Annotated in this window: 14 protein-coding genes; 8 read left to right on the forward strand and 6 right to left on the reverse strand. The window is 69.7% G+C overall.

What is annotated here, in order from left to right:
* Nucleotides 1–43 precede the first annotated feature (43 nt).
* The gene (locus Pth03_RS04315) at nt 44–2146 is read left to right on the forward strand and encodes a (Fe-S)-binding protein (protein ID WP_239118746.1); all 2103 of its coding nucleotides are present in this window, start codon (nt 44–46) and stop codon (nt 2144–2146) included.
* A gap of 63 nt (nt 2147–2209) precedes the next feature.
* On the opposite strand, the gene Pth03_RS04320 is transcribed toward Pth03_RS04315, so the two are convergent.
* From Pth03_RS04320 to Pth03_RS04330, 3 genes are all read right to left on the reverse strand, one after another.
* Complete coding sequence (locus Pth03_RS04320) at nt 2210–2626, reverse strand: hypothetical protein (protein ID WP_203942789.1); 417 nt, start codon at nt 2624–2626, stop codon at nt 2210–2212.
* A 27-nt stretch (nt 2627–2653) separates the two neighbouring features.
* On the reverse strand, nt 2654–3652 hold the full coding sequence (locus Pth03_RS04325) for an MBL fold metallo-hydrolase (protein ID WP_239118747.1): 999 nt from the start codon (nt 3650–3652) through the stop codon (nt 2654–2656).
* 210 nt (nt 3653–3862) lie between these two features.
* Nucleotides 3863–4744, reverse strand: coding sequence for a serine hydrolase (locus Pth03_RS04330; protein WP_239118748.1), 882 nt, complete (start codon nt 4742–4744; stop codon nt 3863–3865).
* A 61-nt stretch (nt 4745–4805) separates the two neighbouring features.
* Here Pth03_RS04330 and Pth03_RS04335 point away from each other — a divergent pair, with 61 nt between their 5' ends.
* The 4 genes from Pth03_RS04335 (at nt 4806) to Pth03_RS04350 (ending at nt 8184) form a co-directional block, all read left to right on the forward strand.
* A complete protein-coding gene (locus Pth03_RS04335) occupies nt 4806–5765 on the forward strand; it encodes a LysR family transcriptional regulator (protein ID WP_239118749.1) in 960 nt (319 codons plus the stop codon).
* 204 nt (nt 5766–5969) lie between these two features.
* The gene (locus Pth03_RS04340; protein WP_203942791.1) at nt 5970–6776 is read left to right on the forward strand and encodes a hypothetical protein; all 807 of its coding nucleotides are present in this window, start codon (nt 5970–5972) and stop codon (nt 6774–6776) included.
* Complete coding sequence (locus Pth03_RS04345) at nt 6773–7849, forward strand: glycosyltransferase (RefSeq protein WP_203942792.1); 1077 nt, start codon at nt 6773–6775, stop codon at nt 7847–7849. The genes Pth03_RS04340 and Pth03_RS04345 overlap by 4 nt, the downstream gene beginning before the upstream one ends.
* 53 nt (nt 7850–7902) lie before the next feature.
* The gene (locus Pth03_RS04350) at nt 7903–8184 is read left to right on the forward strand and encodes a metal-sensitive transcriptional regulator (protein WP_203942793.1); all 282 of its coding nucleotides are present in this window, start codon (nt 7903–7905) and stop codon (nt 8182–8184) included.
* Between the two features lie 93 nt (nt 8185–8277).
* On the opposite strand, the gene Pth03_RS04355 is transcribed toward Pth03_RS04350, so the two are convergent.
* Together Pth03_RS04355 and Pth03_RS04360 are read right to left on the reverse strand one after the other, a co-directional pair.
* Entirely contained in the window at nt 8278–8439 is a 162-nt protein-coding gene (locus tag Pth03_RS04355) for a hypothetical protein (RefSeq protein WP_203942794.1), read from the reverse strand.
* Nucleotides 8440–8715: 276 nt separating this feature from the next.
* Complete coding sequence (locus Pth03_RS04360) at nt 8716–10041, reverse strand: hypothetical protein (RefSeq protein WP_239118750.1); 1326 nt, start codon at nt 10039–10041, stop codon at nt 8716–8718.
* A 205-nt stretch (nt 10042–10246) separates the two neighbouring features.
* Between Pth03_RS04360 and Pth03_RS04365 the strand changes: the two genes are divergently transcribed.
* The gene (locus Pth03_RS04365; protein ID WP_203942795.1) at nt 10247–11461 is read left to right on the forward strand and encodes a mannosyltransferase family protein; all 1215 of its coding nucleotides are present in this window, start codon (nt 10247–10249) and stop codon (nt 11459–11461) included.
* Nucleotides 11462–11559: 98 nt separating this feature from the next.
* Complete coding sequence (locus Pth03_RS04370; protein WP_203942796.1) at nt 11560–12489, forward strand: endonuclease/exonuclease/phosphatase family protein; 930 nt, start codon at nt 11560–11562, stop codon at nt 12487–12489.
* Here the strand turns inward: Pth03_RS04370 and Pth03_RS04375 are convergent.
* Nucleotides 12470–13000, reverse strand: coding sequence for a gamma carbonic anhydrase family protein (locus Pth03_RS04375; protein WP_239118751.1), 531 nt, complete (start codon nt 12998–13000; stop codon nt 12470–12472). The two genes, Pth03_RS04370 and Pth03_RS04375, sit on opposite strands and share 20 nt — an antisense overlap.
* Before the next feature lie 160 nt (nt 13001–13160).
* Here Pth03_RS04375 and Pth03_RS04380 point away from each other — a divergent pair, with 160 nt between their 5' ends.
* Nucleotides 13161–14540, forward strand: a complete 1380-nt coding sequence (locus Pth03_RS04380) for a hypothetical protein (RefSeq protein WP_203942797.1) — start codon at nt 13161–13163, stop codon at nt 14538–14540.
* The last annotated feature ends 91 nt before the right edge of the window (nt 14541–14631 follow it).

Raw genomic sequence — 14631 nt, forward strand, 5'->3', positions numbered from 1 at the left:
TGCTCATACGCTTGGCGGCCGACGTCGGATTTGGGAGGGACCCGTGCTCTGGGTGGCGATAATCGGGCTGGTCATGACCGCGGTCGCGGTCACCGTGGCCGGCCGTCGCGTGCTGTTCCTCTACCGGCTCGCGACCAGCGGGCAGCCCGCCCCCGAGCGGATCGAGTACGCCAAGGCCAACGTGGGCGCCGAGATCAAGGCGCAGCTCGTCGAGGTCTTCGGGCAGAGGAAGCTGCTCAAGTGGACGCCCTCCGGCACCGCCCACTTCTTCGTCATGTGGGCGTTCTTCATCCTCGCCACGGTTTACCTGGAGGCGTACGGCGCACTGATCCAGGGAGCGGTGACCGGTAAGCCCGATTTCCACATCCCGCTCATCGGCACCTGGCCGATCTTGGGCTTCCTGCAGGACTTCATCGCGGTCGCGGCGCTCATCGGCTTGATCGCGTTCGCCGCCATCCGCATCGCGAAGTCGCCGAAGAAGCTGGGCCGCGGGTCGCGGTTCTCCGGCTCGCACCTCGGCGGCGCGTGGCTCGTCCTCTTCATGATCTTCAACGTGATCTGGACGATGTTCCTGTTCCGCGGGTCCGCGGTCAACACGGGCAACTTCCCGTACAAGTCCGGCGCGTTCGCGTCCGACCTGGTCGCCAAGATCCTCCCGACGAGCGAGGCGCTGGAGAGCGTCGGCCTGCTCCTGCACATCGGCGTGATGCTGGTCTTCCTCGTCATCGTGGTGAACTCCAAGCACCTGCACATCTTCACGGCCCCGATGAACGTGCTGTTCTCGCGCCGCCCCGACGGGCTCGGCGCAGCGCAGGAGATGCGCAGCAACGGCAGGGTCCTCGACTTCGAGGAGGCCGACCCCGACGTCGACGTGTTCGGCCGCGGCAAGATCGAGGACACGACCTGGAAGGGCTTCCTCGACTTCTACACGTGCACGGAATGCGGCCGCTGCCAGTCGCAGTGCCCGGCGTGGAACACCGACAAGCCGCTGTCGCCCAAGATGCTGATCCTCGACCAGCGCGACCACGCCTTCAAGGTCGCTCCCTATCTCATGATGAGTGAGGAGCAGCGCGCCCACCAGGGCGAAGACGTCCTGGCCCTGCTCGAGAAGCCCTTGGTGGGCGAGGACGGCGTCATCCACCCCGACGTGCTGTGGTCGTGCACCAACTGCGGCGCCTGCGTCGAGCAGTGCCCGGTCGACATCGAGCACATCGACCACATCCTCGACATGCGCCGCTACCAGGTGATGATCGAGTCCTCGTTCCCCTCCGAGGCCGGCGTGATGCTGAAGAACCTCGAGAACAAGGGCAACCCGTGGGGCATGTCCGAGATGAAGCGGGCCGAGTGGATCGAGGAGCTCGACTTCGAGGTCCCGATCATCGACGAGAAGATGCCCGAAGACGTCGAGTACCTCTTCTGGGTCGGCTGCGCCGGGGCCCTGGAGGACCGGGCGAAGAAGACCACCAAGGCCGTGGCGGAACTGCTCCACATCGCAGGGGTGAAGTTCGGCGTGCTCGGTCCGATGGAGGCCTGTACGGGAGACCCGGCCCGCCGCCTGGGCATGGAGTTCCTCTTCAACATGCTCGCCCAGCAGAACATCGAGACCCTCAACGAGGCCGGGGTCAAGAAGATCGTGGCCACCTGCCCGCACTGCTTCAACACCCTCGCCAACGAGTATCCGCAGCTCGGCGGCATGTACGACGTGGTGCACCACACGCAGTTGCTGTCGCACCTGGTGGAGGAGGGCAGGCTGACCCCGATCACGCCGATCGAGGAGAAGATCACCTACCACGACCCGTGCTTCCTCGGCCGCCACAACAAGGTCTACGCGCAGCCGCGCGACATCATGTCGAAGGTGCCCGGCGTGCAGACCCAGGAGATGCACCGCTGCAAGGACCGCGGATTCTGCTGCGGCGCGGGCGGCGCCCGCATGTGGATGGAGGAGCGGATCGGCAAGCGCATCAACACCGAGCGCGTGGAGGAGGCGCTCACCACCGATCCGGACACCGTCTCGACCGCCTGCCCGTTCTGTCTCGTCATGCTCGGAGACGCGATCAACGAGAAGAAGAACTCGGGACAGGCCAAGGAGTCCGTCGAGGTGGTCGACGTCGCCCAACTGCTGATCAAGTCGGTGAAGGGCGCCTGACTCACGGGGCGCGAGCGCCCGATCAACGGGATGGCCGACTCCGTCAGTTCTGCTGTGGGCCGGTCAGCGACCTGCGGCTGAGCGCCGAACCGCCAGGATCACCGCCGGGATCACGCAGCCCAGCGTGACAGCGGCGAGGACGACCAGCGTCGGATTGACGTACGCCGGAACGAGGTCGTAATCGGCGTTGCACCGGTTATGGAGCGGGAACCATTGGCTCGGTTCCCGCCAGTGCGCCGCCCGGTAGGCATCGTCGTACGTTTGGCCCCGGAGTTGCGTGCAGGTCTCCCCGATGTCGTAGGCGAGCGTGGTGAGCAGGCCGTAGCCATAGAAGAGGAGAGTCCCGGCGCCGGCGAGTACGCCGGACCGGGCCCATGTGCCCGGCGCCGCCCAGGCCCGGTTCCGGACCGCCCGCACGCTCCCCCACGCGCCCCAGGCGAGCGCGGCGAGGACCACGAGCGGAACGAATAACAGCAGCATCGCGGCCTTCCTACGCCGTCGTTCCGGTCAGGCGAACGTGTAGCCGGTGAGGTATTCCGGCACGACGATCCGGCTCTTCGGAGCCGCTCGCCGAATCGCCGCGATCATGATCTCGAGCCGCCGGCGGTCGGTCGGTGCGACCGACGGAGGGTTCGTGAGCCCCGTCTCGAAGTCGTCCCAGTGCACAGGTATCACGATCTCCGGGTAGTCCAGGGCGTCGAGCAGCCGGGGAACGTACGCGTGCGTCGCGTCACTGGACGCCATGGCGATCATCGCGATGTCGGGCCTCAGGCCGGTGACGTTGCGTTCCACGAAGTCGCTGGCCCCCATGAAGAACACCTTAGGTCCGTTCTTGACGGTCAGTTGGTAGGCGAGGGTGTCGCCCTCCGGCAGGTCGCCGACCGTGGCCGGCTTCGGCGGCAGGCTCAGCCGCACCCCCGGGATGCCGATCGAGTAGGCCGCGTTCCGGCTGTGCAGGGAGGCGACCACCTCGACGACGTAGTCACCGAAGTCGAGCACCTCCCCGCCCTTCACCACGCCCAACTGGCCCGACGGGATGCCGAAGGCCAGGCCGAGCTGGTACGTCGTCATGGTGCCGATCACCCGCGCCCCGGTCGTCGTCGCGATGTGCGGCACGTCGTTGAAGTGGTCCCAGTGCGAGTGGGTGACCAGCACGGTCTCCGGCCGTCCGGCGTGCTCGGCGACGGTTTCGGCGGCCACGGTCAGCTTGGTCGCCGGGTCGAACGCATCGGCGAACAGTCCGGTGTCGTACCGGCTGAGGTACGGGTCGACGAGCACCGTCCGGGTGCCGATGTCGATCCGCCAGCCGGCGGTGCCCAGCCAGCGGAACGTCGCGGTGGCGCCGCCGGTGGTGGGCTTCGCCACGGTCCAGGCCCTGGTCCGGCCGTTCGAGGCGGCGGTGGCCGGTGCCGCGGTGGCGGAGAGCGCGGCCATCGAGGTCAGGGCGGCGGCGCCGACGGTGGCGGTCCGGAGCACGCCCCGGCGGTCGATTCCAGATTCGGGCATGAGGGTTCCCTTCGATCTGGCCCGGCGCGGCGGTCGCGCGCACCCCGGCGGAGCGGGCTCTCAGCCGGGCGGGTCGAGTGCCGGAACCCAACCACCTGCCGCTCGCCGCCGTCCAAGACCATCCGCCGGAACGATCGATATGCGTACGGATATCAGCCTTGGTCATGAGGTGATCGCCCCCCGCGCGAGGAGGGGAAATCGCCTCTGGCGTCACACTCCGCGCAGTCCGTCGACGGCGGTCCGGGCCGCCTCGCCCATCGCCAGGTCGACGTCGATCCGGCGGGTGGCGAGCCGCCGGGTCCGGGCGAAGATCGCGATCGCGTAGCGGCCGCCGTCGGGGTACTCGGCGACCCCGGCCTCCATGTGCAGTCCGGGGAGCGTCCCGGTCTTCGCCGACACCCGTACGTGGGGCGGGAAACCGGACGCGATCCGGGTCCAGAAGATCTGCCGGGACATCAGGTCGCGGACCATGGCGCCGGCCGGTGCCGGGCCGGCCTCGTCCCGCCAGATCATCCCAAGCAAGCGGGTGATCTCCCGCGGGGTGCTCGACGTCGTACGCTCCGGGTCGAGGATCCGCAGCGCGCGGATCCGTTCCTCGGGCAGCGCCGGGAAGATCTTGACGAACTCGGCGTCGTCGGCGGCCCCGACGTCGGCGTACGTGGATTCCAGCAACTGCCGTGGCCCGCCGACGATCCGGGTGCGCCGCAGCCCCAGCTCGGCGGCGAGCAGCGGCAGCACGTCCGCCCCCACCCGGCGGAGCAGCAGGTCGGCGGCGGTGTTGTCGGAGACCGACATGGCGAAGTAGGCCAGGTCGCGCAGCGACAGTTCGGCGTCGTCGGCGCAGCCGGCCGTGCCCCAGCCACCCAGCCGATCGGCATTCTGAACGACGATCCGCTCCGTCGGGTCGAGCCGGCCGGCCGCGGCCTGCCGGGCGAACTCCAGCACCAGCAGAATCTTGAAGATGGAGGCGAGCACCACCTGCTCGTCAGCCCGGACCGCGACCTCCGCCCCACTGCCGATCTCCATGACGTGCAGCTGCGCGTCGACGCCCACGGCGTCGAAGATCTGGACAATTCGTTCCGCGGTCGGCACGGGCACCGACAGTAGTCGGCCGTCGAGGCGGACTCATATCCGACCGCATATCCTCGGCTCCGTGGACCTCGCCCGGCACCTGCGGCAGTTCCTCGTCGTCGCGGAGGAGATGCATTTCGGCAGGGCCGCCGAGATTCTCGGCATCGCCCAGCCGCCGCTGAGCCAGGCGATCCAGCGGCTGGAACGGGAGCTTGGCGTCGAACTCTTCGACCGATCCCGGCGACAGATCAGTCTCACCACCGCAGGGCAGCTGCTCGTCGCCGAGGCCACGGCGCTGCTCGCCGCCGAGGAACGCGTCAGGGTCGTGATGCGCAAGGCCCGGGAGGGTGAGATCGGGACGTTGCGGGCCGGCGTACCGCCGGAGACCCCTGCGGCCACGCTGCAAGCGCTGCTGGCCCGGATGTCCGCGCACACGCCCGGGCTCGACGTCGACCTGCAGGAGCTGACCACCGCCGAGCAGGTTCGGATGATCGCCGAGGCACGGCTCGACGTCGGCCTGGTCCACCACCCGGTGGAGACCGCGGGACTGCGGTCCGGCCCGGTCGTCGAGACCCGGCTGGGGGTGGTGCTGCCGCGTGACTCGCCGCTGGCCCAGCTCCGCGAGGTCGGGCCGGCCGACCTCGCCGGCCACGACCTGGCGCTCTTTCCGCGAGCCACCGCGCCCGGCTGGCACGACGAGATCCTCGACGTCTGCCGTCGGCACGGCTACCTGCCCCGACGGATCCGGCACGCCCGTAATCCCGAGTTCCTGCTCGGCATGGTGCTCGGGCGGCAATGTGTCGCGTTCGAGCCTGAATCGACCGCGCGCCGCGAGCCCCGGGTCACCTGGCGTCCGCTCGCCGGAGCCGTACTGAGCCGGCGGACGTCGGCGATCTGGCCGGACCGGTCGCCGCATCCGGCCGCCCCGGCGTTCGCCCGGGCCTCCGTCGAACTCCTGGCCACTCCGGAGCCGGCGCCCGGCGTCGCGACCGTCCCGGACCGGCTTCGCCCCTGGTCGGTCGTCTACACTCCCGGCCGCTGAGGGCCGGTCGTTTCGGCGAGCGCGCCGCCGGTGACGGGCAACCCCGCCCTGGTTTTACTAAGAAATCAAACTTTTTGTTGATTTTTCCTGTCAGGGCGGAAGAAACTCCGACCAGGACATGAAAGGCAGCAAACCCTTTCTCCACATAACAGGAAAATCACGGTAACCTCAACGTTGGCTCGATCGACGGGGAGGAGCTGCACGGTGGGCGTGGTCGTCACCGACGCTGAGGTCACACTGACCGACGTCCTCACCCTTCGTATTGCGGCCGACGAGCCGATCGCCGAGGGAACGCGGCTCATCCTGCGCCAACGGGGCACGGGGGAGGAGCGCGACGTCGTGCTCGGCACCCCTGGAGGCCGCGTGCTCGGCGCCTTGGGCGAGGCCGGAGTGGCCGTCTCGCTCGCCCCCCTCGGCCTCGCGCCCGGGCGGTGGGACGCCTACCTCGAATCGGGCGGGTCGCGCGTCCGGATCCAGAGCGTCGACCCGGGCTTCTCGCTCGACGGGCTCGACGCGTACGCGCTGGGCCGCAGGGAGCTGGCCTACCGCGCCTACCGGACCATGAGCGGGTTCCTGGCGATCAAGATCGAGGAGGCGGAGCCGGTCGCCGACGTGCGCGCGGTCTGGTTCCGCGAGGGCAGGTTCGAGGTCACAGGCCTGCTCGCCTACACGGGCCTGGACGACGACGACCGCAACCGCACGGCCCGGCTCGCGCTGCGGCACAACGACCCCGACGCGACGGTGACGGTCGCGGCGACCGTCCAGGGAGTGCGTTTCCACGCCGCGCTGTCGCTGTGCGACGTGCTGGCGGCCACTCCCGAGTCCGAAGGCGTCTGGGAGCCCTCGCTCGAGGTGGACGGCGTCGACGGCGAGTTGCCGCTGGGCGCCCGGCTCGACGACGTCGAGGGCAAGCGCCGCCGGGTGCACTATCCGCAGGCGGTGGTCGACGGAGTGCCGATCACGCCGAGCTTCACCTCCGACGACGAGTTGCGGCTCGAGGTGGGTACGTGAGGATCACCTTCCTGGTCCCCTCCGCGTACAGCATGCGGGGTGACGTCAGGGCTGTGCTGAATCTCGCGGCGGAGATGGCGGGGCGGCACGAGGTGGAGGTCGTCAGCGTCAAGAAGACCAAGGACAAGCCGTTCTTTCCCGTGGACGGGCGGATCGCCATGCGTCACCTCGTGGACGCGCGGGCCGGCGCCCGTCACGTGCTGCCGTCCGGCCAGGTGCGCACCGAGGTGGCGTTGTGGCGACTGCTGCGCAATCTGCGCGCCGACGTGCTGGTCACCACCCGGCCGGGGCTGAGTGTCCAGTCGGCGCGATACGCCCCTCGCGAGATCGTGAGGATCGCCCGGGAGTGGAATCGCCCGGCCGTCCCTGGACCGGTCCAGCGGTTCTACCCTCGCCTCGACGCGGTCGTGACCAGCAACGAGACCGGCAGGGGCGACTGGGCGCGCCTGCTCGACGACGAGCTGTCCGTCCATGCGATTCCTGATCCGCTGCCCGCGGCGCCGTGGCCGCGCTCGCGGATGGTGAACAGGATCGTCAGCGCCGGAGGCCGCCTCGTGCAGGCCAAGGCGTACGACCGGCTCATCCGCGCGTTCTCGGTCGTCGCGGACAAACGGCCCGACTGGCGCCTCCGCCTGTACGGCAATGGCCCGGAGGAGAAACGCCTGAGGGCCCTGGTCGCCGAACTGGGGCTCCACAACCACGTCTATTTCATGGGGGCGACCTCCGACCTGGCGGGGGAGTTCGCCAAGGCGTCGATCGTCGCGGTGCCGTCCCGCCACGAGGCGCTCGGCATGACCGTCGTCGAGGCGCTGAGTTGCGGGGTGCCGATCGTGGCCTTCGACTCCCCGCGCGGGCCCGCCGAGTTCCTCCGGCCCGGCGAGGACAGCGTGCTGGTCGCCGAGGGTGCCGGGGAGGTCGAGTCCTTCGCCTGCGCGCTGCTCGGGCTGATCGACGACGAACGCCGCCGCGCGACGCTCGCGTCGGGCGCGCTCGCGTCGGCTTCCGCCCGTTCCGCCCAGGTCATCGCCGGCCGCTGGCAGGAGCTCATGTACGGCCTGCGCTCGCGGGTCTAGAAGCCAGGGGATAGTCCGGCCGTCGTGATACCCGTAACGGGTACCGTTGAGGTATGCACGGGTACAGCGGCGACAAGCAGGCATACCTCGCGCGGCTCCGCCGAATTGAGGGACAGATCCGCGGGTTGCAGCGGATGGTCGAGGAGGACGCGTACTGCATCGACGTCCTCACTCAGGTCTCCGCGGCCACGCGTGCGCTCCAGGCCGTGGCGCTGGGCCTGCTGGAGGACCACATCGGGCACTGCGTCGCCGACGCCGTCAACTCCGGAGGGCCGGAGGCGGAGGCCAAGGTGAAGGAAGCTTCGGCGGCGATTGCCCGTCTTGTCCGGTCTTGAGACTTACGTCAGCTTTAGGCATTTCTGACTAGTCCACAAAAAACCATCCCGGACCCCCTGAGGAGTCCGGGACGGTTCTGCCGGGAAATCTCTTCAGCGGCTCGCCGAAGTCCGCAATCCGAGCGCGTTGTCGAGCTGCTCCAAGGTCAGTCGGTCATCGGTGAAGTTGACGGCCTCCAACACCTCGGCGTACAGCGCGATCTCGTCCAACGCGACACGATCGTGGACCCGGGAGTCCAGGTCATCGTGCCCCACCGCGTCGTCCTTCCTTCCGCAGCCCACACCCATCACGAGGTTACGTCGGGGCCTGATTAGGCGACATGGCCCATCGGGACCATTCCTCGAGCCCCCGGCGTCCCTTCTTGACCATTTCCCAGATACCGAGATCACGATTCGATGAAAAAGCCGGTGAAGTGGGGAACAGATTGCTAAAGGAGTAGTAACGATGAAATATCCGAATTTTACGTTTGGTGACCCCTGATGACGGTTCACGTGACCGTCCGGCACCGGCCTCTCGGATGATTCCCGACGTCAGAACCAGGCGTCGTCGCGCTCGTCGATCAAGGATGGCACGACGGCGGACGACACCGCGAAACCCTCCGGCGGCGGCGCCGTACCGGTGAGGCGGCACCAGGCCAGTCCCATGGCGTACGCGGAGCCGAGGAGCGCCGCGGCCGTATGCCGGTCGGGCGGCATGAGCGCGCGGGGGAGCAGGCCTTCGGACGGCCAGCATCCCCGCAGCGGATGCGACGGGTTGGACAGCGCGGCGTAGAGCGCGTGGCGCATCTCCTCGTCCAGCCAGGGATACAGCTGGGTCGCCGCGCCGCCCGCAGGTGACGAGCGCACGAAGACGTTCATGATGTCGGCGGCCAACAGCGCTGCGGCGGTTGCCCGCGGGTCCATCCCTCTTCGGGAGACGTAGGCCAGCGTCTCCACCAGGTCGTAGAGGCAATGCCTGAAGTGCTCACCGGGGGAGAGGTCGCGCAGCGTGGCTCCGGCGAGGTGCGGCGGGCACCGCGACAACCACGCCTGCCGTACGGCACCGCCCGCGACGGCGTCGTGGTCCACCCACGGCCGGGCGATGACGGGCTCGGTCATCGCGAGGAGCGCCTGCGCCCGGGGCGCGAACCGCGGATCCGCGCGCAGCACGGCGGCCGTGCGCGCCATCAGGCGCACGAGCACGAGCGCGGCCTCGTGGGCGCCGGACCGGATGCGCTCGGCGTACAGGCTGACCAGCGCGTCGAGCGGGGTGGGCGGCAGCCAGCGCACCCAGTCGTCACCGGGAAGCGGCCGGCCGAGGAACTCGCCGAACATCGACAGCAGCACCTCGTTGCCGTCGAAGGCGGGTGCGTACGCGCACCACATGATGGTGCCCCAGACGGCGGCGACCGGGCTGGTGACGTCGTGGGCGAACACGTCGGCGAAGACGCGCCCGGGCAGCGGGTATTCGTCGCGCCGCAGCCCCCGGTGCGACTGCAGCAGGTCCCTGACCCGCTCGGTGACGCCGCCGGGCACGTCGGGCCCCACGAAGGCCTGGGTCGATCCGCGTTCGTAGGCGAAGTCGGGGCCGGCGGGCACCAGAGGCAGCGGGATCACGGGGGCCGACGGCAGCAGCCGGGTGGCCGTCCTGACGGCGGGATGCAACGGAGGGGCGGACAGGTGCCAGCGGCCGTCGCCGCGATCCAACCGGTACCACCGCGCATGGGCGCCGAACAGCCAGCACGTGCCGTCGGGCGTTGCGAGCATGCGCCGGGACATCGCGTGGACCCTCGCGTCGGAGGTGAGGGTGTGCCAGCGCGGATCGCCGACCAGAGCGCGGACGTCCCGCTCCATCGTCGTGAATCCGTCCCATTGCACGCGGCCATGGTAGTTGCGGTGGCCGACATCTCAGGAGGAAGCCCGGAAGACCCCGGCGCCCTGAAAGCTTCGTACGTGGAACGACGCGATGACCTGGGGCGATGCCGTGGAATGTCGCTTGAGTCAACATATATCGTGCCGAAACACTTGGCATGACCTTGCATGACGTATTCGATAGATGGTCGTGACAGACATCCGCCCAGCCGTGAACACCCCCGGACCCGCCGGCGAGAGGTCCGACGAGGAGCAGGCGGCGGGGCGGCCCGCCGAGCCCGCGATCCCAGAGGCGGCGGCCACGCGGCCCGCCGTCTTCCCACGGCCGCGCTGGACGCGGATCGGTCCCGATCGCACGGCCCTGCTGATCTGGTTCTTCTGGCACGTCGCGACCTACATCTACATGGTCCTCGCCGCGCCCGGGCGCACCGACGCACCGATGCTCGACCGCCTGACGCCGTGGGACTCCGACAACTTCATCACCATCGCCCAGTACGGCTACGACGGCTCCCCGGGCATGCCGGACGCGCCCAAGCTCAGCGCGTTCTTCCCCGGCATCCCGCTGCTGCTGCGCTACGTCCACCTCGTCGTCGCGGACTGGAGCCTGGCCATCGTTCTGGTCTCGCTGGCCGCGAGCGCGGTGGTGGCGGTGGCGCTGTCGCGCCTCAGCGAGTCGTTCAAGGAGGGCAGCGGCACCTGGACCGTCCTGGCCTTCTTCCTCAGCCCGTTCGCCGTGTTCATGCTGGCCGGGTACTCCGAGGCGCCCTTCCTCGCACTGGCGCTGCCCGCGTGGCTGCTCGCCCGCCGGGGCCGCTGGGAGGCGGCGGCCGTCTGCGCCGCGTTCGCGTCGTCCATCCGCGTCTCCGGGTTGTTCCTTCTGCTGGGCCTGGCCGTACAGTTCCTGGTCGCGGAGAACGGGCTGCGGTCGCGGGGGTGGCGGACGGCCCCCTGGCTGGCGTTGCCGGTCGTCCCCGTGCTGGCGTACATGACGTATCTGTGGTCGCGCACCGGCGACTGGATGGCCTGGAAGCAGGCGGAGGCCGACTACTGGGGCCGCTTCGCGGAGTGGCCCTGGCAGGTGTTCGTCAACACGTGGAACAGGTCGCTCGAGGAGGAGGTCCTGCGGACGTCCTACCGCGAGGAGATCGCCGCGGCCCTCGTGCTGGCGGCGCTGGTGGTCTGGCAACTCGTGCGGCGGCGGTGGGGGAACTTCGCCTATCTCCTGCCCCAGGCGGTCGCGCTGCTGGCGATGTCGTCGTTCTACATGTCGGTGGGCAGGGCGTCGTTGCTCTGGTGGCCGCTCTATCTGTCGGTCGGCATCACGTCGGTGCGCAGACCGTGGGTGTTCATGGCTTACCTGGCGGTCGCCGCGCCCGTTATGGCAATCAATGTAGGAAATTTCACCACAGGCGCATGGGTTGGATGATCCCCTTTTGGTTACTGCATCCGGCTATGGGGGGATTTGTCGGAAGTGGCCTCCGTGGCGGATGGCCACGGAGTTCCTGAAGTCCGGGGGTGCGGCGGGTGCGGAAGACGGGACGACGCCGGCGCGGCATGGCGCCACTGGTGATGACGGTCGTGCTGGCCGGCCCGGCCGTGGCCGCGGCGGCGAGTGATCCGGGCACCTACCGCGTCAACGTGCTGACCTACAACGTGTGCGGGGCCAACAACAGGGACAACACCTGCGCCGACAGCCTGCGCCCCGAGCGCAGGCGCGCGTGGGCGGGCAAGGTCGCCGGCCTGATCCGGGCGCGCGACGTGGACGTGGCCTCGTTCACCGAGATGTGTTACGCGCAGGTCGACCTGCTGCAGCGCGAGCTGCCGGACTACCACCTGGTGTGGTTCGGCATCGACCGGGCGGGCACGCGCAGCGGCGGCGACACGTGCCGCAGATTGTGGAGCGACCTGACGCCACGGACGACGCCCCCGGACAAGAAGACGTCCGGGCTGGCCCTGGCCGTCAAAGGCCCGATCACCGGGCGACCGCTACGGCGCATGCTCACCGTGGACTCCCCGGCCCTCCCCGGCTCCCGGGTCCACCCGCGCGGCGTGCTCTGCGCGCGCAGCTCCGTGGGGCCGCGCCGTTCCGTCAGCTGCGTGACCCACATCTCGGGCACGGAGTCGCCCGCTCAGGTCGAACGCCTGGTCACGGAGTACGCGGGCCGCAGCCCGGTGATCCTCGGCGGCGACTTCAACCGCAAGCCGGAGGATCCGCAGCTCACCCCGGTCTACGGGCGCGGGCTCGGCTCCGGCCGGTACACGGAGGTGGGTGCCGGCATGTACTCCCCGCAGCGCAGGGGTGGCGCGCCCACGACCAAGGACGGCGGCAAGATCGATTACGTGTTCGCGACGGAGGCCGACTTCCGCGCCGCCGGAGCGGAGGTGGTCCAGATGAAGCCCGAGTTGTCGGACCACCGCGCACTGGTCGGCACGTTCATCGGAAGAGTTCCTTAGCCGACGCGTGCCTGCGCGCCTTGGCCTGGTAGTTCTCCGGCGTGCGCGCGAAGGAGGCGCGGTCGGCGTCGGTGAGCTCCCGGAGGACCCGCCCGGGCACCCCCGCCACGAGGACCCCGGCCGGGATGTTCGCACCCGGAGTCACCACGGCTCCGGCGGCGACGAGTGACCCCTCGCCGACGACGGCGCCGCCGAGCACGGTCGCGCCGATGCCGACGAGGGCGCCCGTCCCGATGCGGGCGCCGTGGACCATCGCGCGGTGTCCGAGGCTCACCCGATCTTCGAGCACCGCCGGCTCGCCCGGATCGGAGTGCAGGCAGCACAGGTCCTGGATGTTGACCTCGTCGCCGACCTCGATCCGTTCGTCGTCGCCGCGCAGGACCGAGCCGTACCAGACGCTGGAGGCGCGGCCGATCCGCACGCGGCCCACCACGACGGCTCCCGGGGCCACCCAGGCCTCCGGATGGATCTCCGGCATGGCCTCGTCGTCCAAAGCTGCGATGTACGGCATGCCGTCATGATTCCACGGGGGTTCGCCCAGTCATGGGGCCGGTGTCCTGCAATTTCCGCTGGGAGCTGTGGCGTTCGGGTTGCGATGTCCGTCGGATAGCAGGAAAGTCGTGTCCTGACGAGCGTTACCGTCTCTAACTTCCGACCCCCAGGGCTTTGTCATGACCAACCAGACCGAGAACTTCCCCGACCTCATGAGCGACGACTCCTTCGAAGTCGTCATGCGTGGATACAGTCGCCGGCAGGTCCACGACTACATGATCCGCACGCGCAACCAGATCCGGGACCTGGAGGAACGGCTTGCCCGCACCATAGACCAGGCCGAGCAGAGCCGCATCGAGCTCGCCGAGGCCCGCCGGAAGATGACGGAGTCGCCGCAGAACCCCGACGAGCTGGGTGAGCGGCTGAGCCAGATTCTCAAGCTTGCGCAGGAGGAGGCGACGGCCAACAAGGAGGCGTCGCAGTCCGAGGCCGCGCGGGTGCGGGAGAACGCGGGGGCCGAGGCAGAGCGGCTGGTCCTCGCGGCGCGTGAGCAGGCCGAGTCGATCAGGGCCGCCGCGCAGGAGGAGGCGGAGCGGAGGGTCGCCGACGCCACGGCGTCGGCGGAGCGGTTGTTGTCACAGGCCGGTTCGGACGCGGAGGAGACCCTGGGAACGGCCCGCGCCGAGGCGGAGGACACGGTGCGCACGGCCCGCGCAGAAGCCGACAGGCTGCTGACCACCGCGCGGCTGGAGGCCGAAAGGCAGGTGAACGATGCCAACGCCGCGGCGAACGCGGCCCTGGCCGCCGCCGAGCAGCGGGTCAGCGCGCTCGACGAGCACACCGGCCGCCGGGTCGTCTACCTCACCGACACGCACACGGAGGTCATGCGCCGGCTCAACGAGATCGGGTCGGTTCTCGGCGACCTGCTCGGCCGTGAGGCGTCCGCGGGACCGCTGATCGACGAGGCGGCCGTGGTGCCGCCGGCGCTCCAACTCGGCCCGCTCCCTCCGGCGGTGCTCCCCGCGCGCGAGTTCCAGCCGGTGATCCAGGAGGACGTCGCCGACGAGCCCGAGCACGCGAGCGACTCCGACGAGCACGTGGCCGTCCCACGGCAGGACTATGCCGGGTCTCCCGAGCCTGCCGAGCAGGACGACCTGAACGGCTACGCAGACCTGGACGGCACCGTCCGCGCGAGTGAGGGCGTGCACGAGGGCGGCCTGTACGACGACGGCACGGGCCGTCCCGTGCACGCGGACCCGTTGGGGTACGGCGGGGGCCACGCGGCAGGGTACGGCGTGATGCACGAGGACGTCCGCGTGATCATGGATGACCCGGGCCGCGGTGACGTCGCCCCTGCGCAGCCGCCCGTGTTCTCGCCGTTCGGGACGCCCGCGGACGTGCGCGACGAGGTTGAATTCGAGATCGGCCGGGTGCACCGGCTGCCCGAGCCGCCCGAGATGTTCGGGATGCCCGACTACCCCGAGTCGCCGGAGGGCCACAGGGGCCAGTTCCCCGGCCAGGGACCTTTTCCCGGTCACGGGCCCTTCCCCGGCCAGTAGAAGACCGAACTGGACCCGTGAGGGCGTCGTTGTCGACTGGCACCAGTGACGACGCCCCCACGGGGGAACAGAAGCGGAAGCCTCCGCCCCC

Origin of the sequence: Planotetraspora thailandica (genome assembly GCF_016863335.1) — a bacterium.
Classification (GTDB): domain Bacteria; phylum Actinomycetota; class Actinomycetes; order Streptosporangiales; family Streptosporangiaceae; genus Planotetraspora; species Planotetraspora thailandica.

Bases quoted from the DNA above. Each gene is read 5' to 3' on its own strand.
- Pth03_RS04325 (WP_239118747.1), bottom strand. From the start codon at position 3,652: ATGCCCGAATCTGGAATCGACCGCCGGGGCGTGCTCCGGACCGCCACC.
- Pth03_RS04350 (WP_203942793.1), top strand. From the start codon at position 7,903: ATGCACGGGTACAGCGGCGACAAGCAGGCATACCTCGCGCGGCTCCGC.
- Pth03_RS04375 (WP_239118751.1), bottom strand. From the start codon at position 13,000: ATGCCGTACATCGCAGCTTTGGACGACGAGGCCATGCCGGAGATCCAT.
- Pth03_RS04380 (WP_203942797.1), top strand. From the start codon at position 13,161: ATGACCAACCAGACCGAGAACTTCCCCGACCTCATGAGCGACGACTCC.
- Pth03_RS04320 (WP_203942789.1), bottom strand. From the start codon at position 2,626: ATGCTGCTGTTATTCGTTCCGCTCGTGGTCCTCGCCGCGCTCGCCTGG.